The organism is Streptomyces sp. R35, from assembly GCF_041053035.1.
GTDB lineage: Bacteria > Actinomycetota > Actinomycetes > Streptomycetales > Streptomycetaceae > Streptomyces > Streptomyces lutosisoli.
In genome coordinates this window covers 6,847,578-6,869,467 of the sequence record NZ_CP163440.1, presented here as the reverse complement: position 1 = coordinate 6,869,467, position 21,890 = coordinate 6,847,578, and the positions used below count along the sequence as shown (strand labels likewise).

Genomic DNA, 21,890 nt, shown 5'->3' with positions numbered 1-21,890 from the left:
CGACGGACTGTAGCGGCGGCCGTGCGCCCGGTGGAGTGGCCCATCCTGGGACCTTGCTCACAGACCGGTTCACCGACCTGTTCCGCGGACCTGTTCACTGTTTCGCTCTCCACCATGCCGCCTGGTTCGCAACCGGTCACGCCCGGGGAGCATCTCAGGTGACACAACGGCACAACGGGGGTCCGGATGCGTACGACAGGTACTACTGCAGGTATGAAGAGATCGCTGGCCGCCCTCGCGGTTCTCGCCGCGGTGAGCGGCTGTACGGCACAGGCCGTGGACGCCGACGGGAAGGCTCCGCCGGCCGTGCGGACCGACGGTTCGACCAGCCCCACGCCCACGACGACGGCCAAGGACAAGGACGACAAGCCCGCCCCCGCCGCCGCCAAGGTCCTGTGGTCCTCCGGCGACAAGGGCACGGACGTCCGCGAGGTGCAGGCCCGGCTGCACCAGGTCGCCTGGCTCATCACCGCGCCGACGGGGACGTACGACTCCGCGACGGCCTCCGCCGTAAAGGGCTTCCAGGGCAAGCGCGGGCTGCCGCAGACCGGCGAACTGGACGCCGTCACCTGGGAGCGGCTGAAGAAGATGACGCACAAGCCGGCCCAGTGGGAGCTGTACCCGTATGGCGGGCAGCCGGCCGCGCAGCCGGACCCGCGCTGTATGACGGGCCGCGTGCTGTGCGTCAGCAAGACGAGCCGCACGCTGCGCTGGATGATCGACGGGAAGACGGTCTCGACGATGGACGTGCGGTTCGGCTCGCAGTACACGCCGACCCGCGAAGGTGTGTTCAGCGTCTACTTCAAGTCGCGCTACCACGTGTCGACGATCTACCACACGTCCATGCCGTACGCGATGTTCTTCAGCGGCGGCCAGGCGGTCCACTTCTCCTCGGACTTCGCGGCCCGCGGCTACTACGGCGCCTCGCACGGCTGCGTCAACGTCCGGGACGAGGGGAAGATCGCGGCGCTGTTCGCGCAGGTCCGCACGGGTGACAAGGTCGTCGTCTACTGGTGACGGACCCGGCGCGGAGCGGAGAAGGAGAGCGGAGCGGGAGAGTGGGGCGCGGGCGGGACCGGGGGAACGTGTCCCGCCCGCGCCAATGTGCACCGAGCCATGGGTACGGGGGGAACCCCGGCTCAGCGCGACGGCCGATGACCAGTCGGCTCACCCCTTACTGCGTCACGGCGGCCGAAAACGTCACACCCGGGCCGAAGAAAGTTCCAAGAAATACGAAACCGCAGGTCAGAGCCGCGTCAGAGACAGGCCGGAGAGGTGCTGTGCGCGGTTCAGTGGCCGGTGAGCAGCGCCAGAGCGCTGTACGTCGGGGACGGCGTCGGAGTCGCGACCGTCTTCCTCGGCAGCAGCGGGCTCAGGGCCGACGCTGAGGGCGACGGGGTGAGGATGCCGCCGTTGCCGCGGTGGTCGTTGCCGCCCGGCAGTATGTGGTTGCCGTCGTCGTCACCACCCTGGCCCCCCTGATCACTTTGATCGCTCTGGTCCGAGCCCTGCCCCGACCCCTGGTTGCCGCCGTTCGTGTCCCCGTTGCCGCTCTGGCCGTCGCCGGAGCCGCCTTGGGTCTGCCCCAGGATTCCGTGGCAGTACGACTTCACCCGGCTGCCGCCGCCCGCGGCGTCCTCCAGGACGCGCCGGCGGCCGGCCGCCAGGTCCTTGCCGTCGAGGACGTCGCGGCAGTACGAGCGGGTCCTGGTCCACCACGCGGCCGAGCGATCCGCGTCCCCCGTCTTGCCCGAGCCCGGCTGCCCGCTCGCGGCGGTGCCACCGGATGCCTCGTCGCTCGCGGAGCCCTCGTCGGCCGGGCCGCTCGTGCTGCCGTCGGGCATCGGGGACTGGGAGCCGTCGGTCTTGGAGGCTCCGGGCGACGGCGAGACGAGCGGCCGTTCCGGTGTTCCGGCGGCCGTGACCGAGGCAGCGGGGCCCGGTCTGTCGTTACGGAACGGAGTCGGCAGCACTCCGGTTCCGGCCGCGACGGCGACCCCGCCGATCATCCCGGCGGCCAGCGCCGCGGCGATCCCGAAGCGCGTGGGGCGACCCCAACGGGCCCGGCGACCACCCGGCACCGGGCGTCCGAGACGTACCAGACCGGCGTCGGAGGCATGGGCGGCGGGACGCGTCAGACCGCGTCGGCCGAGCTGCGCCTGCTCGCCGTTCTTGCCCGTGCGCGCTCTGCGGAACTCGGCCAACGCGGCGGCCTCGCCGGGGAGTTCGGTGCTGGTCAGCGCCGTTTCGGCGGCCAGTGCACCAAGGGCGTCGGCGAGTCGGTCCGCCTGGTCGCGGGTGTCGGCGTCGACGGCTTCCAGCGGCTCTCCGCGCAACAAACGCTCCGCGGCATCGCGGTCCAGCCACCTGTACTGCTCGTCGGCCATCACATGTCCTTCTGCGTCCGCGAACGCGTATGCGTCACACCCGCGGACGTCACCGCGCGTATGCGCGATCCTCTTTGTGGGGGAACGGCGCCGAGCGCGCCGGCGGATTCCGGATCCTCGCCGAGCAGCTCCGCGAGCCGCTTCAGACCTCGGTGCGCCGCCGTGCGGACCGCGCCGGGGCGCTTGCCCAGGGTCTCGGCCGCGGTCTTGGCGTCGAGGCCGACGACCACACGGAGCACCACGGCCTCCGCCTGGTCCTGCGGGAGCTGGGCGATGAGCGAGAGGGTGCTGTCGGTGGCCAGCGCCTCGATCGCCTCACCCGCGGTGTCGGACTCGGCGGCCTTGCCGGTCAGTTCGGTCTCGTCGCCGCCTATCGCGGGGCGGCGCCCGCGCATCCGTATGTGGTCGAGGGCGCGATTGCGGGCGATCCGGGCGGCCCAGCCGCGGAACCGGTCCGCGTCGCCGCTGAACCGCTCCAGGTCACGGGCGATCTGCAGCCAGGCCTCGGACGTGACGTCCTCCGCGTCCGGGTCGCCGACCAGCGTCCGTACGTATCCGAGCAGCCGTGGGTGCACCGCGCGGTACACAGTCCGGAACGCGGTCTCGTCCCCGTCCTGTGCAGCAAGCACCGCGGCGGTCAGCTCCGCGTCGTCCCCCAGCACCCGCGCGCGCCTCTCCCTGCGCCTCAGCCGGCGCCGCTTTCGCGGACCGGGTCCTCGCCGCCGTGGTTCGTCAATCGATGGTTGCGGTCCCGAGACCGCAAGTGGTTGCGGTGGTCATGCATCTTCCGCACCCGGCGCGAATGGCACGTTACGACGTGAAACCGCTCCCCGTCCATGTCCGTACAACATGCAACTACCTCGTGACGGAGCGAGGTGTGACACAAAACGCAGCCGTGGCGCTGTAGAGAGTACGGGCCGCCGCGCGGCCCGTGCCGCGCGACGGCCGGGGCCTCTCCTGTGGGGGGTGGCGGCCCCGGCCGTTGCCATCGGCGAGGAGGGGCGGGCGTACGTCGGGTACGCCGAAGGGTCCCAGCGGGTACGCGGAAGGGCCCCGAAGGGCCCTCGGAACTCTCGTCGCTTCGACTTCTCTACTGCTTGCCCCTGGACTTCGTCGGCTTCGGCGTCGGTGACGACGGCGAGGTGGCCGCGGACGTGGCGGCCGGGCTCGGCGTGCTGTCCGCCTTCTTCGTGTTCGTGTCCGTGGGCTCGGTGTCCTCACCCAACTGCTCGGCGCAGTACGCCGCGACGTTGCCCTCGCCGCCCGCGGCGGTGATCAGCCGCTGCCAGGCCGTCGAGTTCAGGGCACTGCCCCGGCCCTTGACGTTCTCGTACGCGCGGCAGTGGGCCTCGGTGTCCTGAGCCTCGGAGGGGCGGGCGGAAGGGCCGGCCTGCGCGGGGGCGGAGGAACCGGAACCCGCGGGCCCCGTGGGCTCGACGGCGGACCGGTCGGGGGCGCTGCTGGACGGCTGGTTCCTGCTCCCGCCCCGGTCGTCCGTGTCGTCGTCGGACGACGAACCGATGGCCGCGACGGCGACCCCGCCCAGCGTCACGCTCGCCAGCAGCACGGCGAGCGTGGCCTTCAGCGAGCGGCCCACCCGCCGCTGCTCGCGCGGCCGCCAGTCGTCCCGCCGCCGGGTGCGCGCGGCGTGCGCGCCGCCGTCCCGCGCGGTACGGAAGGCCGCGACGGCCTGCGCCTCGGCCTCGGCGTCGTGCGCCCCGCCGCGCATCACGGCGGCGAGCAGCACCTCCAGGGCGGGCTCTTCACTCGCGGAACCCGACGGGTGCGCGACCCGACGGCCGGAGTTCCCGCCGTCGCTGTCTCGTTCACCCATGTCCGGTTCCCTCTCTGCCCGACGGCTTCCTGCCGTTCGTCGACTTCTTGCCGTTCATCTCGACTCCCCCAGCGTCTGGGGTCCTTCATCCGTCACACCCTCGGCGCGGAGCAGCCGCGCGAGGTTCTTCAGCCCGCGGTGCGAGGCGGTGCGCACCGCGCCCGGGCGCTTGCCCAGCACCCGCGCCGCCGCCGGCCCGTCGAGGCCGACCACCACCCGCAGCAGCACGGCCTCGGCCTGGTCGCGCGGCAGCCGCGCGACCAGCTCCAGGGCGTACTCCGTGGAGAGGGTCTCCAGCGCCTGGTCGTGCGTGCTGTGTCTGCCGGGCAGCTCCAGTACGTCCTGTTCGATCGCGGTCCCCCGGGGCCGTACCTTCAGCCGCCGAAGATGGTCCAGCGCCCGGTGCCGGGCGATGGTCGCGGTCCAGCCGCGGAACCCCGCCCCGTCACCCCGGAAGCGTCCGAGGTCCCGCGCGATCTCCAGCCACGCGTCGGACGCCACGTCCTCCGCGTCGTCGCCGACGATTCCGCGCAGATACCCGAGCAGTCCGGGCTGCACGATCCGGTACGCGACCGCGAAGGCGGCCTCGTCACCCTCCTGCGCCCGCGCGACGGCCACGCCCAGCTCCCCGTCGTACGCTTGCACGCGGCGGGGTTCCCCTCCCTGGCCCAACACTGTCCTCGTTCGCACCGAGTTCGCCCGAAATCAACACCGATCGACACGGTCTGCCGTGTCGCCGCCCCCATGGTCATCAGCGTCGGGCCTCACAGAAATGTCACAGTGCATCAGGAACCCTTGCCGCCTCACGCGGACCGGCTCTCACAGGCGGGCCGCGGGGCCGTTCGCCCATGCAGTTGCAGATACAAGGTCCGTACGGACTCCAGCTCGCCCGCCTCGAAGCGCTTCACGACCTTGCCGAGCGGGTTCCACGCGCGTCCGTCGGGCATCCGTACGCCGACGGGCTGGCCGAACAGCTCCCGCTGACCGGCGTCGAACTCGACCCACTGGGCCCCGGCGCGCCGCACGAGCACCTCGCCTGCGTAGGCGCCGAGCCCGAACAGCACCTGCTGGACGCTGCCGCGGTCGGGGCTTCCCTTCCGCAGGCCGTCGACGATGAAGTCGACCACCCGCAGGCTGTTCACGGAGTAGTCCAGTGGCAGCCGGTTGCGCGCGGTGGCCTGCCGCACGAACAGCTCCGCGTGCCGCCGCATCCGCAGCTCGGCCGATGCCTGTTCCGCCATGAGTCCCCACCCCCTGGTCGCCATGCGTCCGGGGCGCGGTCACGTCCCGGTCCACCAGTCCCAGCGGAACAAGGACGTGGGACATCACATGTGGCTGGAGTGACATGTGTCATGCGAAGAGTTTCTCGAGTTCGTACAACCATTCACCCAATTCAAGCGTCCGCCCGCATTTCCCGAGCGAGCGGTTTGATAGCCGATGCGGCATGTGCGAGAAATGCCATTCGAATGGAAGTGCGACAGTGCGGCGTGTTATCACCGGTGCCAACTGCCCACTCCCGCACACCATTTGGAGGTCCGCATGCCCCTGAGGCACCCGCTGGCGGTACTCGCTCTGGCCGCCGCGACCGTGATCGCCGTCGCACCCCACGCGAGCGCGTCGGCCGACACCGTCAGTGCGCGCACCGCTGTCGCCTCGAAGCCCACCCAAGCGGTCCAGTACGTGCAGGACTCGCTCTACGCCGCCGGAGACTCCGGCTGTCTGCACCGCCGCGCCAACGCCGACGGCTCGCCCGGCCCGTACACCTGGCGCGGCTACGACGGGACCGAGCGGACGCTCGACACCTACAGCGGCGCGCTTCCGGGCGAGTACGGGTACTACGGCACCGGCAGCGACACCGTCCTCGCCTCGGAGCAGTACGCCGGCGGACAGGCCCGGTTGCTGAACCCGGCGACCGGCGCGGCGATCGACGTCACCGTGCCCGACGGGCAGTACGTCGCCGCCGCCTTCGGCTCCACGCTGATCACGCAGGAGTACAACGAGGTGTGGCAGGCCGTCCGCCTGCACGTCCTGCGGGTGTCGGACACCGGAGCGATCGTCAGCGACCTTCCGGTGGACCCGCCCGGAAGCCAGTTCTTCCACAAGGAGCAGACGGTGCTCGCGGGGGACGACAACTCCGCGCTCATCCGGTTCCGGCACGCGACGGCCATCGGGGTGCTCGACCTCACCACCGGCGCGATCACCGAGGTCAGCACCCACGCCACGGACGACGACCCGCTCCGGCTCCAGGCGGCGCTCTCCCCCACGCACATCGCCGTCTACCACGAGGGCGCGGCCCAGGCCCGGGTCGTACGGCGCGACGACCCGGCCGGCGCGCAGACCGCGGTGACCGTGCCGCAGTCGTCGACCGGCACCGCGTTCGTCGGCCTGGCCGGCGAGTGGCTGCTCACGTCCTACCGGCCGCCGTACGGGACGGCTCCGGGCCCCGGCGGACCGCTGCTGGCCACTCCGCTGGAGGGTGGCGCGCCGAGCACGCTGCTGGAGTCCGCCGAGCCGCAGATCGCGCAGGTCCCGGACGGTGGGGCGGTCGTCGTGGGCCCGTCGGCCGACGGCACGTGGACCGCGCAGCGCGTCACGGTGGCGCCGAGCGGGAAGCTCGCGCTTCAGGTTCTCTGACCTGAGGCCGGTGGGCGCGCCCCCTTGGGAGTTCGGGGCGCGCCCAGGGCTCGGCACTTCGTACGCCACGCCTCACCGGGACGGTGAACGCTCTCTTCGCCGTACGCCACGGTCAACTCACGCCCGCCGGAAGGCGGATGCCCCCGTCGAACACCCCGCGGTTCTCCTCACGCACATTCTGGCTGTAGGCGATGGTCCGCCCCTGGTAAGGGATCAGGAAGCTGCACTCGAAACGGTGGGAGGTGATCCGGAAGGTCTTCGCGTCGAGGACGAGCACCTCGTCGAGACGGTTCAGCAGAATCTGTTCCTCGCCCGCAGTGACCCCGGCCTTGCGGAGCTGCGCGAGGGTGGGTTCCAGTTCCCGTGCCGCCTTCTCGACGGCGGGACGGTTCTTGACCTCGGCCAACCGCCTTGATCTGACCTGCACTTGCAGCCGCACATTGCCATCCGCCTTGACCACCTCGACGGCCCCTTCGCCCGCCTTGGCGTAACTCTCGAACGCCTCAAGGGCGTCCACAGGGTCCTCCACCTTGTTGGCGATGTCCGGGTCGGAGACGGGCCCCTTCTTCCACCCGGCGCCCGCCCCGCCCTCCCTCACATAGCCGACTCCCCCGACGACAAAGACCTCTTCGGGCTTGCCCGCCTCCTTGCTGACGATGGTCCCCGTCGAGTGAAGGGCTTCGGGATCCCGGGTCCGCCGCACCGTGGACGTATAGGAAGCGGCACTCGTCTGCCCCTGCAGTACGAGCCCCTCGTTCCCCTTCACCGCGAAGGTCCACCCGCTCTCGGCGTCCATCGCCTTCCCGGCACGCCCGAGGAATTCCCCGGGCGTCCTGGGCGCCGCGGGCAGCCGCTCCCTCTTCGCGTCAGGGGTCGCCCGGACCGCGGAATCCACCGAATCCGCGCCCTTCGCCGACTCCCCCGCCCCGCCCCCGGCGGAACAGCCGACCAGCACCACGCACAGCGGGACACCGGCCAACGCCGCGCGTCCCAAGCAAGCTCTCATGTCCTGGATCTCCCGTGCCGTATGAAGGGGCCCGGTTATACATGAGCTCGGGGCGCGGTCGCGATCGTACGGACATTCAGGGCAAACGCCATCGCCAGGCGACCCGACGCCACCACCCCGGCACGGACCGAGGCCTCAGCGCGCGCGTCCCTGCGACGCCGCAGTGCCACCGCATCCTCGCAGCTCAGAGCCGAGGGACGTCCCTCGGCGTCCCTGGGACGACGGCGGCTCTGGCACACCCCCGCCGCCCCTTCGAGAGTGGAAATCGGCCCCGGGACGGTCCCGGGTCCAAGGGGGACGAACGTGAGACGTCGAGTGTGCCAACAGGGCAACTGCGACAGGATCTACGCACGACCCGATACTCGGCTGCGGCCGGGCATCGGCAGCTATCGCGGGTTCCGGTTGACCGGTGGGGTGCCGCAGCAGCGGCTGGTGGTGCCGAGGGGGACGGTGTCCCTGCTGATCGGTTTCGGGGGTGAGCTACGGGTCGGCCACCCGGGCCGGCACGGCGACACGGCCCCGGCCGACTCCCGGCACCGCTCGGTGGTGTCCGGTCTGCACAGCCGCGCCCGCGTCATCGGGCACGCGGGCGATCTCCAGGGTGTGGAGATCACCCTCGCCCCATGGGCCGCCCACCGTCTCCTCGGCGACACCGCCCTCGGTGAACTGGCGGACACCGTGACCGACCCCGCCGAGGTGCTCGGACCGCGCTTCCGCCGTCTCGGCGAGGCCCTGGAAGCCGCGCCCGAGTGGCAGGAACGCTTCGCGATACTGGACCGCGCCCTGCTGGGCTGGACGGCCGCCGCGGGCGCGTCCCGTACGCCGTCGGCGCCCGTCCTGAACGCGTGGGACACCCTCACCCGTACCGCCGGAACGATCCGCATCAGCGAGCTGGCCGCCAGGACGGGATGGGGGCTGAAGCACCTGGAGACCCGGTTCCGCGAGCAGATCGGGCTCACCCCCAAACGGCTCGCCCGGGTGCTGCGGCTGAACCGCGCGATCCGGATGCTGAGCGCGGGCAGCAGGCCCAGCGACGCCGCCCTCGCGTGCGGGCTGTACGACCAGTCGCATCTCACCCGCGAGTTCAAGGCGATGACGGGGATGCCTCCGGGCCGGTTCCTGGCCGCCAGGGCGAACACGAGTGTGTGGATGGCCGGCTGAGCTGAACCGAACGGAAGATCACCGCTGCTCGATTTCGTCCAATACAGGGTCGCGGGGCGCATGTCAGTCTTCCGTCCGCACGGCCTGACCAGGCCGATCGCACCGCTCGCCTTCCTTCAGGAGCAACCGATGAAGAAGTCCCTGGCCGCTCTCGCGGCTGCCGGTGTCGCCACGGCCTCACTGCTCGCCGCCGCCCCGACGGCGTCCGCCTCCGGGTGCGTCTCCACCACCCTCACGACCGGCCTGTACTCGCCCTACACGGTGGCGTACAAGGCGGCCAGCGGCTGCCGGGACCTGAACCTCACCTACGCCCACGACAACGACGGCCGGGGCGCCGAGTGGTACGAGGGGTGGTACAAGAACTCCTCCGGCGCGTGGACCGAGGGCGCGTCCGGATACCACTACATCTACGACGGTTCGTACTCCCTCGGCTCGATCGTCCTGGTCTCCGACCTCACCAGCGGCCGTGCGTTCGGTGTCACCAGCTGGAACGAGAGCGGCGACACCGTCGTCATCACGCACTGACATCGCGGCTGTCCGTGGGCTCCGCACCTGGCGGCGCCCGCGGACAGTCCCTCGACATCCTGAAACGTCCTGGAGGTACCGCGAACCATGTCTCGCACCGCTCGATGCGCGCACGGCCGCGGCCGTCCGCTCCTCGCCCTGCTGGCCATCATCATTCTCCCCGCCATGAGCGGGTGTTCGAGCCCGGGGGACGCACCGGAGGCGCCGCGGGGGGCGACTTCGGTGCGTCCCGCGGCTGTGTCGTACGCCGTGCCGGCAGACGTCACCTCCATGGTGCTGCCAGTGACCGGCGAGGAGTCCCGTGGGACACAAGGCCTGGATGCCCTCGGCAGGTTGGCCGCCGCCTGGGCGATCAACGGCTGTGCACGGAAGCACGGCGAGACCGTGCCGGATGCGCCGCCTCCCCTGTTCATCCGCTCCAGCGATCTGCCCGACCTGGCATTCCTCCGGGTCCATGGCTTCGACGATGGCCACCTCGTCCCCGGTGCGCCGCCCACGGCGCACCCGGGCGACGCGCCCGCCACACCGAGCCCGGTACTCCAGGGGTGCCTGACCGAAGGACGCGCCGTCGCACGGGACTTCCAGGGGGTCTACGCCCCGCTGCAGTCCGAGTGGATGCGACAGGTCTCGTCTCTCGGCCACGAAACCGAGGTGCGGCGGGCCTACCGCGGCTTCGCGGACTGCGTCGCCGAACACGATCTGGATGCCAAGGACGAAAACGCCTTCTTCGCGCTGGTCGACAAGCGCCAGCAAGTCGGCGACTCCGCCGGAAGCCGCAAGCTGGCCGGCGTATACGCCACCTGCATGAAGCCCGTGGAAGCCGTCCGGGAACCCCTGCGCAAACAGCTCAGCCGGGAGTTCCGGGCCGCACACGCCGCGGAGATCGCGAAGGTGCGGTCGGAACTCCCGAAGAAGATCCACGAGCTGGAGAAGCGCTATCGGATCCGGATCTCGTTCCCGAAGCTGTGAGCGCCCGCCATGAGATCGGAGCCCGGGATCAGTGCTCCTCCTGGCTCGGGATGAAACGCCCCGTGCAACTGTGCGGGCCGTCCTTGGGCAGCGCCGCGCAGACCCATACGGAGCCGTGGTCGGGGGCGGCGATCAGGGGCGAGTACACGTCCCTGTCGAAGTGCACGACATCCGCGGCGGCCGCGCCGTCCGAGTTGTTGATGACGACGGTGGCACCGACCTCCGCGAAGGAGATGCGGCCCCACGCCGCCTTGCAGGCCCTGCTGTAGCGGAGTTCGATCACCAGGTCCTTGGGGATCGCTCCGGTGCGTACGGTGACCGCGTCGGCTCCGCAGTTCATCTTCTTCGGGTCCTTGCCCTCACAGGCCTTGCCCGTGCAGCCGGTTGCCGGGCCGGCGGTCTCCACCGGGCGCGCCGCGGCCTGCGGCTTCGCCTCCCCGAACGTCCCGGCGGCGAAGGCCAGGGCGACGGCGCCGAAGGCCAGGGTCAGCGCGAGTGCGGCCGGGGCCCAGAAGACGGGGCGGCGCCAGAGGGGGCGCGGAATGGTTTCTGCAACGTCCGCGTGGCCGTCGGCCGGAGTCTCCGTCGAGCTCTCGGTCGAGCTCTCGGCGGCCGGCGTCAACCGTTCCTCGTCCGCCCGGTCCCACAGGTCCAGGAACGGCTCCGGATCCGTCTCGCACAGCCGGGCGATGCTCTCCACGGCCGCCCGGGGCGGGAACTGCTTGCCGTTCACCCACCGTTCCCACGACGACTTCGCGTAATGGGTCCGCTCACTGAGCCGGGCAAAGCTGAGCCCGGAATCCTTCTTCAACGAGAGCAGCTCCGCCGCCAGCCGCTCGGCCGACGCCATGGATGCGCTGCTCACACCCCCTGCACGGTCCACTTGGTCCCGCACTCCCACGTCTACTCATGCTCATGCCAGTCATGAACGCGCTCATCCTAAGACGCCGCGAGAACCGCCTTCTGTGTGCTGCCTGCATGTTTCCTGTGGCACCTCCAGCCCTCGGTGGCCCGCCGGAACCAAGGGCTGTCCCGACGTCGCGAGTCGTTGGGCAGCTGCTCGGGATTGCCGACACCGGTGAACTCGAGGTCGACTTCGAGGCGCGACCGTGGATCGGTGCCACGACGTACGGCGCGGCCTGCGCGTGACGGGCGACGGCACGCCGGACCTCGCGCTCGGCGGCGACGGCGAGAACGCGGGCGACGGGACGGTCCTGACGCTCAACGGCGGGCCCGGCGGAGTCGTGACGGAGAGCGGCGCCTACTGCGGACCGGACGTGATCCCGCGCAACCCGGGCGTGATGTACAGCGCATCCGCCTGACGTGATGTTTTGCGTTTGCTGTGCGCTTGGTAAGCAGGCCCCCCTGTGACGGGTGGGGCTCTTGTTAACCATTTCTAGGGGTGGGGCAGTTGAGTCGCAGGACGACCCATGCGTACAAACCGCTGAGTCTGAAGCGGAGGGCGTGGATCACGGTAGGGGCGGTCGTACTCGGAGGCGCGGGCATCGTCACGTACGCCGTCGCGAATCCGTCGTCGGATCCGGCGGACAAGGCGGCCGGTTCACGCAAGGCCGCAACGCACACACTGAAACTCAAGGACGAGGGGTCGGGCCGCAAGGGGCTTCCCCAGCAGGCCACCGACCGCTTCAGCGCCGTCCTGCTGACCTGGAGCGACCCGGACGCGAAGCCGAAGGGCACGCCCGAGGTGCGCTACCGCGCGCTGGAGACCGGCAAGTGGTCGGGCTGGCAGAAGCTGCCGGACGACCCGTTCTCGGCGGATGGCAAGGAAGCCGAGCGGGCCGGAACGCGCGGCGGCACCGCGTCCGTGTGGACCGGCGACGCGGACGGCGTCCAGGTGCGCGTGATCGGCGCCGACGGCACGGCGGCGAAGGGCCAGCCGGGCGGGATGGACGTCAGGCTGCTCGACCCCGGCACCGACCCCGTCACCAAGGGGCACGGCACGGAGCCCGCCGCGTACACCCTCCCGGTGGAGGAGACGACCCCCGCGGCCACGGACACGGCGACGCCGACCGACCCGGCGACCACCGACTCGCCGGCACCGACCGACCCGGCGACCACGGACACGGCGACGCCGACCGACTCGCCGGTCCCGACCGACACCGCGTCGCCCACCGACACGGCACCGGCCACCACGGAGCCCCCGAGCCCGACGCCCTCCCCCTCGGACACCGTCCCGGCTCCCCGCCCCTCGACGGTCGTCAAGCCGCCGGTCATCACGCAGGCGGAGTGGGGCGCGTCCACCGACTACGACGGCACCCCCGAGTACGGCACCGAGATCAAGGCGGCCGTCGTCCACCACACGGGCGTCGACAGCGACAACAAGCTGTCCTGCGGTGAGTCCCGGGCCCGGCTGCGCACCATCCAGCAGGAGCACTTCTCCCGCGGCTTCTTCGACATCGGCTACAACTTCGTCGTCGACAGGTGCGGCCAGATCTTCGAGGGCCGCAGCGGCGGCATGGACCTCCCGGTGATCGGCGCGCACGACGTCGGCTTCAACACCAACACGGTCGGCATCTCGTACATAGGCAACTACGAGACCGCCAAGCCGAGCCGGGCCGGCCTGGAGGCGATATCCCGGATCGTCGCCTGGAAGTTCGGCATGTACGGCGTCGACCCGAACGGCAAGGTCACGCTGGTGTCCGGCAGCGCCAAGGGCCAGGACGGCAACCTCGTCGACAAGGGCACGTCGATCACGCTCCCGACGGTCTTCGGCCACCGCGACACCAACGCGACCGCCTGCCCCGGCGCCAACCTCTACCCGAAGCTCGCCGAGATCCGCCGGTACGCGGCGAGCGCCGGCAAGAACTCCGCGATCCCGACGGCCGACTTCAACCGTGACGGCGTCAGCGACCTCGTCGCCGGTACGCCCAAGGCATCGGGCGGCGTCGGCAGCGTGACCCTGGTCCCGGGCGGCCTGAACGGCCCGGTCCCCGCGTCGAAGGTGTCGCTCACCCAGAACAGCGCGGGCGTCCCCGGCTCCTCCGAGGCGGGCGACAACTGGGGCGCCGCCACCGCGTGGGGCGATGTCAACGGCGACGGCTACGCGGACCTCGCGGTCGGCGCACCCGGCGAGGACGACACCAGTGGCAACACGGACCGGGGTTCCGTGACGGTCCTGTACGGTCCGGCGCTCAACACCGGTTTCTCGTATGCCACTTCGACGGTCACCGCGGCCGGCGCCAAGCTCGGCTCGGCCGTCACGGCCGGCGACTTCAACGCGGACGGCAAGGCGGACGTCTTCGCCGCGGGCACCGGCAACGGCGGCAGCTGGAACGTCCGCCTGACCGGCGGCGCCACCCAGACCGGCACCCTCACCGCCTCGACGAGCGCGATCGCGTACGCCGACGCCACCACCGGCGACTTCAACCGGGACGGCTACGCGGACGTGGCCCTCAACTACCGTGACGCGGGCGGCATCGGCCGGGTCACCTGGTTCAAGGGCGGCGCGTCGGGCCTCACGAAGGTGTCCACCCTCAGCGTCAAGGGCGGCCGTTCGATCGCTGCCGGTGACGTGAACGGCAACGGCTACGACGACCTCGTCATCGGTCAGCCGTACACCTCCGAGTCCGGCGCCGTCTCCGGCGGCCAGGTCACCATGGTCCCCGGCACCGCCACCGGCTTCACGACCACCGGTATGACGACGATCCAGCAGGACACCACGGGTGTTCCGGGCAGCAACGAGTCCGGCGACGCACTGGGGTCTTCCGTCTCCGTCGGCGACTACAACCTCGACGGTTACGCGGACGTCGTCGCGGGCGCCCCGAACGAGGACATCACGCGGGACTCGGTCAATCGCTCCAACGCGGGCACCGCCCTGCTCCTGAAGGGCAGTTCCACGGGCCTCACCGGCTCCGGCGCGATCGCTGTCTCGCAGGACACCTCGGGCGTCCCCGGCAACACCGAGACCGACGACAAGCTGGGCTCGGCCGTCTCCCTGACCGACCTGTCCGGGTACGGGCGCACCGACCTGATCCTCGGCACCGAGGGCGAGGACGGCGGCGACGGCATCCTGCTGTACGTGCCCAGCAACAGCACGGGGCTCGGCCTGACCCAGGGCGCGGTCTACAGCAAGACGCAGCTCGGTACGCCGACGGGGGCGCACCTGGGGCAGACGCTGGCGCCGTAAGTGTGACAGCCCCGGCGCCGGGTGCGCTGGAGGGGTGTGGGTGGTTTCGGCCACGGCCGGAAAGCGTCCACACCCCCTCCGGCCCTCCCGCCGGGCCGCTCCGACTCCCCCCGGGACCGCTGCGGCGGGAGGGCCACACGGCCGGGACCTTGTGCGGTGGCACAAGGCCCCGGCCGTTACGCGTTTCCGGGGTCCGCGGAGTCAGCTGGTGCTCTCCACCGGCTCCGGCACCGGTGCCGCCCGCTCCTCCGGCACCGGCACCCGGTGCGCGTCCACCACGAGCGCGGCGATCAGCGCCGCCAGCAGCAGCGAGCCCATGGCCCACCAGGTGGCGACGTTGAAGCCGTGGACGGCGGCGCGGGAGGCCAGGGCGCGGCGGTCGACACCGGGCCCGGCGTGCGCGGTCGCGTAGCGGGTCGTCACGCTCGCGGCGATCGTGTTCAGCAGCGCCGTACCGATCGAACCGCCCACCTGCTGGGCGGTGTTGAAGGTGGCGGAGGCCGCGCCCGAGTCCCGCGGGGCGACGCTTCCGGTGGCCAGGGAGACGCACGTCATCATCGCGGTGCCCATGCCGAGGCCGAGCATCAGCATGCCGGGCAGGACGTGGGAGGCGTACGCGGGCTCCACGCCGACCTGCGCGATGATCGCCAGCGCGCCGGCGGCCAGCAGCAGTCCGGGGACGATCAGGGTGCGCGGCGGGACCCGGTGGAGCAGCCGGGCCGCGATCTGCGTCGAGCCGGTGATCATGCCGACGGTGATGGGGAGATAGGCGAGCCCGGTCTTCAGCGGCGAGTACCCGAGGACGCGCTGGAAGTAGTACGTGAGGAAGAGGAAGACGCCGAACATCCCGATCGTGACGAAGAGGATGGTCAGGAACGCCCCCACGCGCTGCCGGTCCTTCACCACCGACATCGGCAGCAGCGGCACCCGTGCCCGGGTCTGCCACAGCCCGAAGAGGCCGAGCAGGACGACCCCGGCGGCGAGCAGCCCGAGGACCAGAGCGTCGCCCCAACTCCGCGACTCCGCCTCGGAGAAGCCGTACACCAGCGAGAGCATTCCGGCCGAGCCGAGCAGCGCGCCCGGCACGTCGAGGCGCGCGTCCTCGCGGCGGCCGCCGCTGTCGAGCAGCACCCACGCTCCGGCGAACGCGACGATCGCGATCGGGACATTGACGTACAGGCACCAGCGCCAGTCCAGGTACTCGGTGAGGAGGCCGCCCGCGAGCAGCCCGATCGCCGCGCCCGCGCCGACGATCGCGCCGAACACACCGAAGGCCTTGCCGCGTTCCCTGGGATCGGTGAACGTCGTGGTGAGCAGCGCCAGGGCGGCGGGGGCGAGCAGCGCCGCGAACACGCCTTGGAGGGCGCGCGCCCCGAACAGCATCCCGGAGCCGGTCGCCGCACCTCCCAGCGCGGACGCGGCGGCGAATCCCAACAGCCCGGTCATGAAGGCGAGTTTGCGCCCGGCGAGGTCGCCGACCCGGCCGCCGAGCAGCAGCAGTCCGCCGAAGGCCAGCGTGTACGCCGTGATCACCCACTGCCGGTTCCCGTCCGACATGTTCAGGTCGGTCTGGGCGGACGGCAGGGCGATGTTCACGATGGTCATGTCGAGGATGACCATCAGCTGCGCGAGCGCGATGACAACCAGCGCCCACCAACGGCGGTTCTCGGCCACGAGGCCTCCCGGGTCCGGCAATTGCCCCCATGTTCACTCCGGAGCCCACCGTTTGGGAACGGTCGCGTACCTTAAGAGCCGGTAATTTCGGCCAAGAACGGTCAGCGCATGGCCTCCCGGCACAACAACCGCAGCGAACCGTCACCCGCGTAACAGCGGCGGGCCTCCTCCACCGGGTCCCACAGGCGTCCGTCGGGGGTGCGCAGCCAGTGCTCGCCGCCGGTCTCCCACCACTCCGCGCCCGTGTGCCGCGCGACGACCTCACCGGCGTACGCGCCGAAGCCGCGCAGCACGGTCCCGACGGCGTCGTACGGCGCCCCGTCCCGGCGTATCTCCTCGATCATCCGGTCGAGGCGCCACAAGCTCTGCGCCGAGTAGTCGAGGCGCAGCCGGGCGCCCTCACGCATCGTCGCGACCGCGTCCGCGGCCCAGCGCACGGGCTTGGTCGCGGCTGAGGGTCTGGTTGCTTGAGTTGCGTTCACACTCGGAAGAGCGTGCTCCGGGCGGGATTCGTCACGCGTCAGCAGGAGAGTTCGCGACACCGGCTCAGGACCGCCATCTCCCTCCCAGGACGCTCACAGGAACCCCTCAGCCCATCTGGTTTACGCCTTACCCCGCGCCCTCCGGGACACCACGGCCCTCAGCACCCGCCGCCCCTCCGTCGACAGGTCCAGGGCCGGCCTGAGTCCGCCCGCGCCGCGGCCCGCGAGCAGCTCCAGGATGGCGACCTGGCGGCGCAGTTCGGCGGCGACGAGCGGCGACATGCCGTCCGTACGGCCCTCGCGACGGGCCGTCACACAGGACTCGGCGTCGTCGGCGTGGTCGAGGTGCCGGTGGACCTGGAGGGCGGCGACGGAACAGGCGTCGGCCCAGAGGCGCAGTTCGACGGCAGTGAGCTCGGCGGGGACGGCGTCGAGCATGCGGCGGGTGAGTACGGCGGCCTTGTCCTCGTCGGTCACGGCCGGCTCGGGGACGTCGGCGTCCAGCTTGGCGCGCGCCTGCTCCAGGCGTTCGCCCCACGCGCTCCCTTCCGCCAGGCTCGCCCACAGGGGCCGCAGGATGTCGTCGTCGCCGCCCAGCAGAGGGAGGCACCGATCCAAACAAGCCAGACCGCTCGCCGCCAGACCTCGCTCGTCGGCCTGAGCGATCAGTTCCACCAGGCTCATCACGTCTCCCTAAAAATCCCTCGACAGGGCGCCTCTTCCCTAACGGAGCCCGCACTTCCCCTTACTGCGTGCAACGGTCCAGGAGTGTCACAGCGGCACCACGCCGAGCCGGTCGAGCAGCCGGAAGAAGAGGTTTTCGGCCAACGGGTCGGGGTCCGCGTTCAGTACGTCGAGGAGGGGCTGGGCGGCCACGGTGTGCCCGGCTTCGGCGGCCCAGGCGACGGCCCGGTCGGCGGCGTCGGCCGGTTCGAGGAAGTAGTCGTCGACGCCGAGTTCGTCCTCGCCGCCGACGTACCCGGCCATCGCCTCCCGCGCCAGACACGCCGTCCACACACCGCTGTGCGGCGCGGCCGCCTCGACGGCCACGCAGTCGCTGTCCATGACGTACCCGAAGAGCGCGGGCGCGCCGGTCTCCCGGGCGAGCGTGCTCATCTTCCCGATGTCGCCGTCGCCGCCCGGGCACTCCCACACCTGCCACCCGCCGGGCGCCAGGGTGCGCCGCTCCATGCCCCGGGCGCCCGCCAGCGCGTCCAGCTCCGCGAGCGGCCGCTCGCTTCTGCCCACCACGTAGTACCCCCAGTAGCCCATGCCCGTTCCCCCCGGTGTCTCGGTTCGGCGGCTCGCGCCGAATACACCACAGGGGTGCGGGAGTTGGCCAGGGAAACGGACGAATCGGTCCGCGCCAGACGGGTACGTCCATGCCGGACGGGTGCGTCCGCCTCAGACGGCCACGCGGGCGGCGGGGCCGCGCAGGGCCTTCTCGTTCTGCATGCGGGTGAGGCGCCGTACGAACATGACCGCGAGGACGGAGGACGTGATCCACAGGACCTCGGAGACCCCCATCAGGCCGAGGGCCGACCGTAGTTCGGCCGGCGCCTCGGCGCGCCGTATGGACTGGCTGGACAGCCGGTCGGTGACGGCGGCGGCCGCCCAGAGGGACCACCAGGAGTTGAGGAGGTAGTGCGGCGACGAGGGCATCCGCGACCCGTCCTCCAGGGACAGCGTCGGCAGCGGCGCGCTCGCGTCCCAGACGTCGGCGGCGATCCGGCGCGGGATCCACAGGTTCGCCACCGGCACGAACCAGCCCCAGATCGCCCAGCCGCGGCGCATCCGCTGGTCCTGCGGCCCGAACACCTCGGCGTTCACCCGCACCCGGTGGAACCAGCAGATGAAGACGACGGCGGTGGCGATCTCCAGGATGAACTGCAGCCGGCCCGCGAGGGTGAGGAGCCGGTCCGCGTCGTCCAGCTTCTCGCCGGAGGTCTCCTGGTACGCACCGTCGGAAACGGCGCTGAGGATGTCGTACGACGGGAGGATCGCGTACAGGGCGAAGAGCCCGGCCGCCGCCGACACGACGAGCATGACGACCGTGGCCTGCCCGAGGCCGACGGGCGAGCGCAGTTGGGCGGGGGTCCCCGACGAGCTCCCCGGCCGGAGGTCGGCCGTCGCGACGATACAGACGTCGCAGAGGCCGTCCCCAGCCGTCGCTTCGACGCGCCGGCAATGAGTGCAGAGCATGGCTGAGGGACCCCCCACGGGTTCAGGAACGGAAAGCCGGGCGCGCCCCTCCCCAGGGCCTCACGCTCGGCACGCGGAACATACGGTTCTGCGCACCCGCCCGTCCAGCCCATTCAGCCCGGCAGATCCACCCGCCTTCAGCCCAGCTGGTCCGCAAGCCCCCTGAAGTCCGCCCAGGACAGCGCCGGTTTGCGCGGATCCCACAGCTTCTGCACCGTCGCGCGCAGCGGCATACGGATCCCCGCCGCCACCTGCTCCTGGGTCTGCGCGCCCGAGCGATCGCACCAGACGGCGAAGGTCCCGCCGAGGATCTGCCCGTCGTACTTCGCGGGGACCGCCGCCGTGCCGCGCAGGACGAGCGGGGTCCACTGCTCGTAGATGCGCTGCCCGGTCGGATAGACGAAGGTCTGCGGCTGCCCGAGGACGTAATAGAGGAACTCGTCGTTGTAGTTGATGAGCTTGCGCCCCGCGCTCAGATACTCGACCGGCGGCCGGGCCCCGATCTCCTTGCCCGTCCAGTACGCCACCTGCAGAGCGCCGTCGGCCTGGACCGTGCCCCCGCGGAAGAACCCGTCGTTCCACGCCCGCGGGGTCCGGTCGTGCCCGCGCACCACCTCGGCGCGGTCGTTGAGCCAGCCGGTCGCCAGGTCGGCGACGGTCGCGCCCGCGCCGTAGGTGTTCTTGGCCGCGGTGGCCAGCTGCGGGAACGACGCCTGTGGGTTCGCCACCGTCAGCGCCTGGTACTCGTCGCCGCCGATATGCCAGTAGGCGCCGGGAAAAAGCTGCGCGTACTCGTCGAGCAGGTCGTCGATCAGGTCCGCGGCGGCGGGCTTGGAGATGTCGACGGCCCCGCGTGTGGCGACCCCCGACACATTGCGCAACTGGAGTTCGGGGTGCGCGGCGAGGACAGCGCCCAGATGGCCGGGCGAGTCGATCTCGGGGACGACGGTGATGTGCCGGGCGGCCGCCAGGGCGATGATCTTGCGGACCTCGGCCTTGCTGAGGTGCGGCTGCGACACGATCTCGGGGTGCGTGTCCGACTGGATACGGAAGCCCTGGTCGTCGGAGAAGTGCAGCCCGAGCTGGTTGAATTTCAGGTCGCCCAGCTCCCGGACCCGGTCCTCGATCCAGCCCGCCGTGAAGTGCTTGCGCGCGATGTCGAGCATGAACCCGCGCTGCGGCTTGGCGGGCCGGTCGCGTACGACGCCCTCGGGCGCCGTGGAGGCCCCGTGCACCTCCTGCTTGAGGGTGCGCGTGCCGTAGAAGACGCCCGCGTCGTCGGGGGCGGTGATGGTGACCCGCCGGTTCTTGACGGTCAGGGTGTACGACTCCGGTCCCGCGGTCCCGTCGTCGAGGCCGAGCTCGACATCGCCGTCCCTGGCATCCGTCTGCCCCGCGTACGTCAGCTTGAGCTCCCCGGCGAGCAGCCGCCCCTCGTCGGCGAGGCTCGCGTCGTCCACGACCACGCGGGCGCCGGCCGCGGGGCGCCAGCCGGGACCCCGGGCCGGGGTGTGCTGACGTACGGCGGGAATGGTGCGCGGGGTCCGGGACAGCGGGTACGTCCGGGTCGGCGAGGGGGAGGAAGAGGGAGTGGCCTTGGGTGAGCCGGCGGGCGAGGTCGCCGACGTGGCGGCCGACGGCACCCGCGCCCCCGTCGGCGCGCCGTCGTCGCCGGAGGGCCACACCGCGACGGCCACCGCTGTGGCGGCCCCCGCCGCAGCCACGCCCGCCACGGCCATCACCGCCCACGGCCTGCGCCGCCCGGACGCCCGCCGCCTTCCCGTGCTCACCGCATCACGCCCCTGACTTCGCCGTTCGAGGTCCACTTCAGGTCGTACATGTGCCGCACAGCTGCCGCACATCCCTCGGCGAACCTAAGCCCCCGTCCCCACCTTCACCGTCCACCACACGTTCTGAAACTCTCCCGTGCGGGTGAAATTCGGGCATCCGTCGGACAGCTCCTGACACTCCTCGATAGCGTGAGCGGCACAACTCTCACTTCTTCCCCTGCCGAATCACACGTACCGAGTCCGCGAGATGCTCATCCAGGCGTCACCGGATCCGGATCCCACATCCCACCGCCGAGGACCCACGCTGCCTTCGCACCGTCTCCCACGCCTCCCCGGCCAGGTCGCCCTCCCCGAGCAGAAGAGCGCGGCGCCGTCCCCGGCCCGCCTGGAGCGGTTCAACTCCGCGCCCGCCGACGCGGTCGCGCGCACCCTCCTCACCTGCTGCCGCAGCCTGCGCTGGGCCCACCGCCTGGCCGACCACCGGCCCTACCCGGACCTGGACGCGCTGCTCGCCGCGGCCGACGAGGCGGCGTACGACCTGACCCCCGCCGATGTCGCCGAGGCGCTGGCCGGCGAGTCCCTCACGCTGCTCCCGGACGGCGCGTACTCCGCAGCCCACACCGCACTGAGCGCCGCGCACGCCGCGTACGAAAGCCGCTTCGGGCATGTGTTCGTGATCTGCCTGGACGACTTCGCCCCGGCGGAAGCCCTGGACCAGGTACTCGCCGGCATCCGATCACGATTGACAAACGATCCGGAGGAGGAACGGATCATCACGGCGGAGGAGCTGCGCCGCCTGGCGAAGGGCCGCCTGGCCCGTCTGGTGCGACGCGCCTACGCGCCCCTTTAGAGGCGCGAGGAACTGCGCGAGCAACCACTACGAACCCGCACCCGCCCATCCACCGCGCCCGTAATAGCCCGAACGTGCCTGATTGATTGCCAGTTTGATCACATAGATAGGGCCGCTGTAAGCGTTCCGACAAGTCGTCGCTACGATGGCCGGGGCCGGTGGACCGTACCCGGCCGGGCCCGTCCGACACCGAAGCCGGCGCGGCCCCAATCCCCGCTCCCGGAGGGTT

General features: G+C 71.4%; 21 protein-coding genes. 8 read left to right on the top strand and 13 right to left on the bottom strand.

Annotated elements, in window-relative coordinates; all coding sequences use genetic code 11:
* The first annotated feature begins 213 nt into the window (after positions 1-213).
* A complete protein-coding gene (locus AB5J50_RS31305; protein ID WP_369261484.1) occupies positions 214-1,017 on the top strand; it encodes a L,D-transpeptidase family protein in 804 nt (267 codons plus the stop codon).
* 272 nt (positions 1,018-1,289) lie between these two features.
* On the opposite strand, the gene AB5J50_RS31300 is transcribed toward AB5J50_RS31305, so the two are convergent.
* The 5 genes from AB5J50_RS31300 to AB5J50_RS31280 form a co-directional block, all read right to left on the bottom strand.
* Positions 1,290-2,387: a hypothetical protein gene (locus tag AB5J50_RS31300; protein WP_369261483.1), complete on the bottom strand. Its 1,098-nt coding sequence runs from the start codon at positions 2,385-2,387 to the stop codon at positions 1,290-1,292.
* Entirely contained in the window at positions 2,387-3,049 is a 663-nt protein-coding gene (locus AB5J50_RS31295; protein ID WP_327431176.1) for an RNA polymerase sigma factor, read from the bottom strand. Before AB5J50_RS31295 ends, AB5J50_RS31300 begins: the two co-directional genes overlap by 1 nt.
* 428 nt (positions 3,050-3,477) lie before the next feature.
* Entirely contained in the window at positions 3,478-4,221 is a 744-nt protein-coding gene (locus AB5J50_RS31290) for a hypothetical protein (protein WP_369261482.1), read from the bottom strand.
* Positions 4,222-4,275: 54 nt separating this feature from the next.
* A complete protein-coding gene (locus tag AB5J50_RS31285; protein WP_369261481.1) occupies positions 4,276-4,893 on the bottom strand; it encodes an RNA polymerase sigma factor in 618 nt (205 codons plus the stop codon).
* Between the two features lie 131 nt (positions 4,894-5,024).
* The gene (locus tag AB5J50_RS31280; protein WP_369261479.1) at positions 5,025-5,462 is read right to left on the bottom strand and encodes a hypothetical protein; all 438 of its coding nucleotides are present in this window, start codon (positions 5,460-5,462) and stop codon (positions 5,025-5,027) included.
* Positions 5,463-5,760: 298 nt separating this feature from the next.
* On the opposite strand from AB5J50_RS31280, the gene AB5J50_RS31275 reads away from it, so the two are divergent.
* A complete protein-coding gene (locus tag AB5J50_RS31275) occupies positions 5,761-6,855 on the top strand; it encodes a hypothetical protein (protein ID WP_369261477.1) in 1,095 nt (364 codons plus the stop codon).
* Between the two features lie 112 nt (positions 6,856-6,967).
* On the opposite strand, the gene AB5J50_RS31270 is transcribed toward AB5J50_RS31275, so the two are convergent.
* A complete protein-coding gene (locus AB5J50_RS31270) occupies positions 6,968-7,861 on the bottom strand; it encodes a hypothetical protein (RefSeq protein WP_369261476.1) in 894 nt (297 codons plus the stop codon).
* A 303-nt stretch (positions 7,862-8,164) separates the two neighbouring features.
* Here AB5J50_RS31270 and AB5J50_RS31265 point away from each other — a divergent pair, with 303 nt between their 5' ends.
* From AB5J50_RS31265 to AB5J50_RS31255, 3 genes are all read left to right on the top strand, one after another.
* Positions 8,165-9,022, top strand: coding sequence for a helix-turn-helix domain-containing protein (locus tag AB5J50_RS31265; RefSeq protein ID WP_369261474.1), 858 nt, complete (start codon positions 8,165-8,167; stop codon positions 9,020-9,022).
* A 129-nt stretch (positions 9,023-9,151) separates the two neighbouring features.
* Complete coding sequence (locus tag AB5J50_RS31260) at positions 9,152-9,547, top strand: hypothetical protein (protein WP_369261472.1); 396 nt, start codon at positions 9,152-9,154, stop codon at positions 9,545-9,547.
* A gap of 87 nt (positions 9,548-9,634) precedes the next feature.
* Positions 9,635-10,516, top strand: coding sequence for a hypothetical protein (locus AB5J50_RS31255; RefSeq protein WP_369261471.1), 882 nt, complete (start codon positions 9,635-9,637; stop codon positions 10,514-10,516).
* A 28-nt stretch (positions 10,517-10,544) separates the two neighbouring features.
* Here the strand turns inward: AB5J50_RS31255 and AB5J50_RS31250 are convergent, their stop codons facing one another.
* Entirely contained in the window at positions 10,545-11,381 is an 837-nt protein-coding gene (locus AB5J50_RS31250; RefSeq protein ID WP_369261470.1) for a DUF2690 domain-containing protein, read from the bottom strand.
* A gap of 244 nt (positions 11,382-11,625) precedes the next feature.
* Here AB5J50_RS31250 and AB5J50_RS31245 point away from each other — a divergent pair, with 244 nt between their 5' ends.
* Both AB5J50_RS31245 and AB5J50_RS31240 read left to right on the top strand, forming a co-directional pair.
* A complete protein-coding gene (locus tag AB5J50_RS31245) occupies positions 11,626-11,838 on the top strand; it encodes a hypothetical protein (RefSeq protein ID WP_369261469.1) in 213 nt (70 codons plus the stop codon).
* An 89-nt stretch (positions 11,839-11,927) separates the two neighbouring features.
* Positions 11,928-14,663, top strand: a complete 2,736-nt coding sequence (locus tag AB5J50_RS31240) for an FG-GAP-like repeat-containing protein (RefSeq protein WP_369261468.1) — start codon at positions 11,928-11,930, stop codon at positions 14,661-14,663.
* Positions 14,664-14,864: 201 nt separating this feature from the next.
* On the opposite strand, the gene AB5J50_RS31235 is transcribed toward AB5J50_RS31240, so the two are convergent.
* From AB5J50_RS31235 to AB5J50_RS31210, 6 genes are all read right to left on the bottom strand, one after another.
* A complete protein-coding gene (locus AB5J50_RS31235; RefSeq protein ID WP_369261466.1) occupies positions 14,865-16,337 on the bottom strand; it encodes a DHA2 family efflux MFS transporter permease subunit in 1,473 nt (490 codons plus the stop codon).
* A 101-nt stretch (positions 16,338-16,438) separates the two neighbouring features.
* Positions 16,439-16,819: a hypothetical protein gene (locus AB5J50_RS31230; RefSeq protein WP_327431164.1), complete on the bottom strand. Its 381-nt coding sequence runs from the start codon at positions 16,817-16,819 to the stop codon at positions 16,439-16,441.
* A 120-nt stretch (positions 16,820-16,939) separates the two neighbouring features.
* Positions 16,940-17,503, bottom strand: a complete 564-nt coding sequence (locus AB5J50_RS31225; protein ID WP_369261465.1) for a hypothetical protein — start codon at positions 17,501-17,503, stop codon at positions 16,940-16,942.
* A gap of 87 nt (positions 17,504-17,590) precedes the next feature.
* Positions 17,591-18,091, bottom strand: coding sequence for a hypothetical protein (locus tag AB5J50_RS31220; RefSeq protein WP_369261464.1), 501 nt, complete (start codon positions 18,089-18,091; stop codon positions 17,591-17,593).
* 132 nt (positions 18,092-18,223) lie between these two features.
* A complete protein-coding gene (locus tag AB5J50_RS31215) occupies positions 18,224-19,021 on the bottom strand; it encodes a DUF4328 domain-containing protein (RefSeq protein ID WP_369261463.1) in 798 nt (265 codons plus the stop codon).
* A gap of 137 nt (positions 19,022-19,158) precedes the next feature.
* Positions 19,159-20,760 (bottom strand): family 20 glycosylhydrolase, encoded by a 1,602-nt coding sequence (locus AB5J50_RS31210; RefSeq protein ID WP_369265565.1) that lies wholly within the window; start codon positions 20,758-20,760, stop codon positions 19,159-19,161.
* Positions 20,761-21,058: 298 nt separating this feature from the next.
* Here AB5J50_RS31210 and AB5J50_RS31205 point away from each other — a divergent pair, with 298 nt between their 5' ends.
* Entirely contained in the window at positions 21,059-21,661 is a 603-nt protein-coding gene (locus AB5J50_RS31205) for a 2-oxo-4-hydroxy-4-carboxy-5-ureidoimidazoline decarboxylase (RefSeq protein ID WP_369261462.1), read from the top strand.
* Positions 21,662-21,890 lie beyond the last annotated feature (229 nt).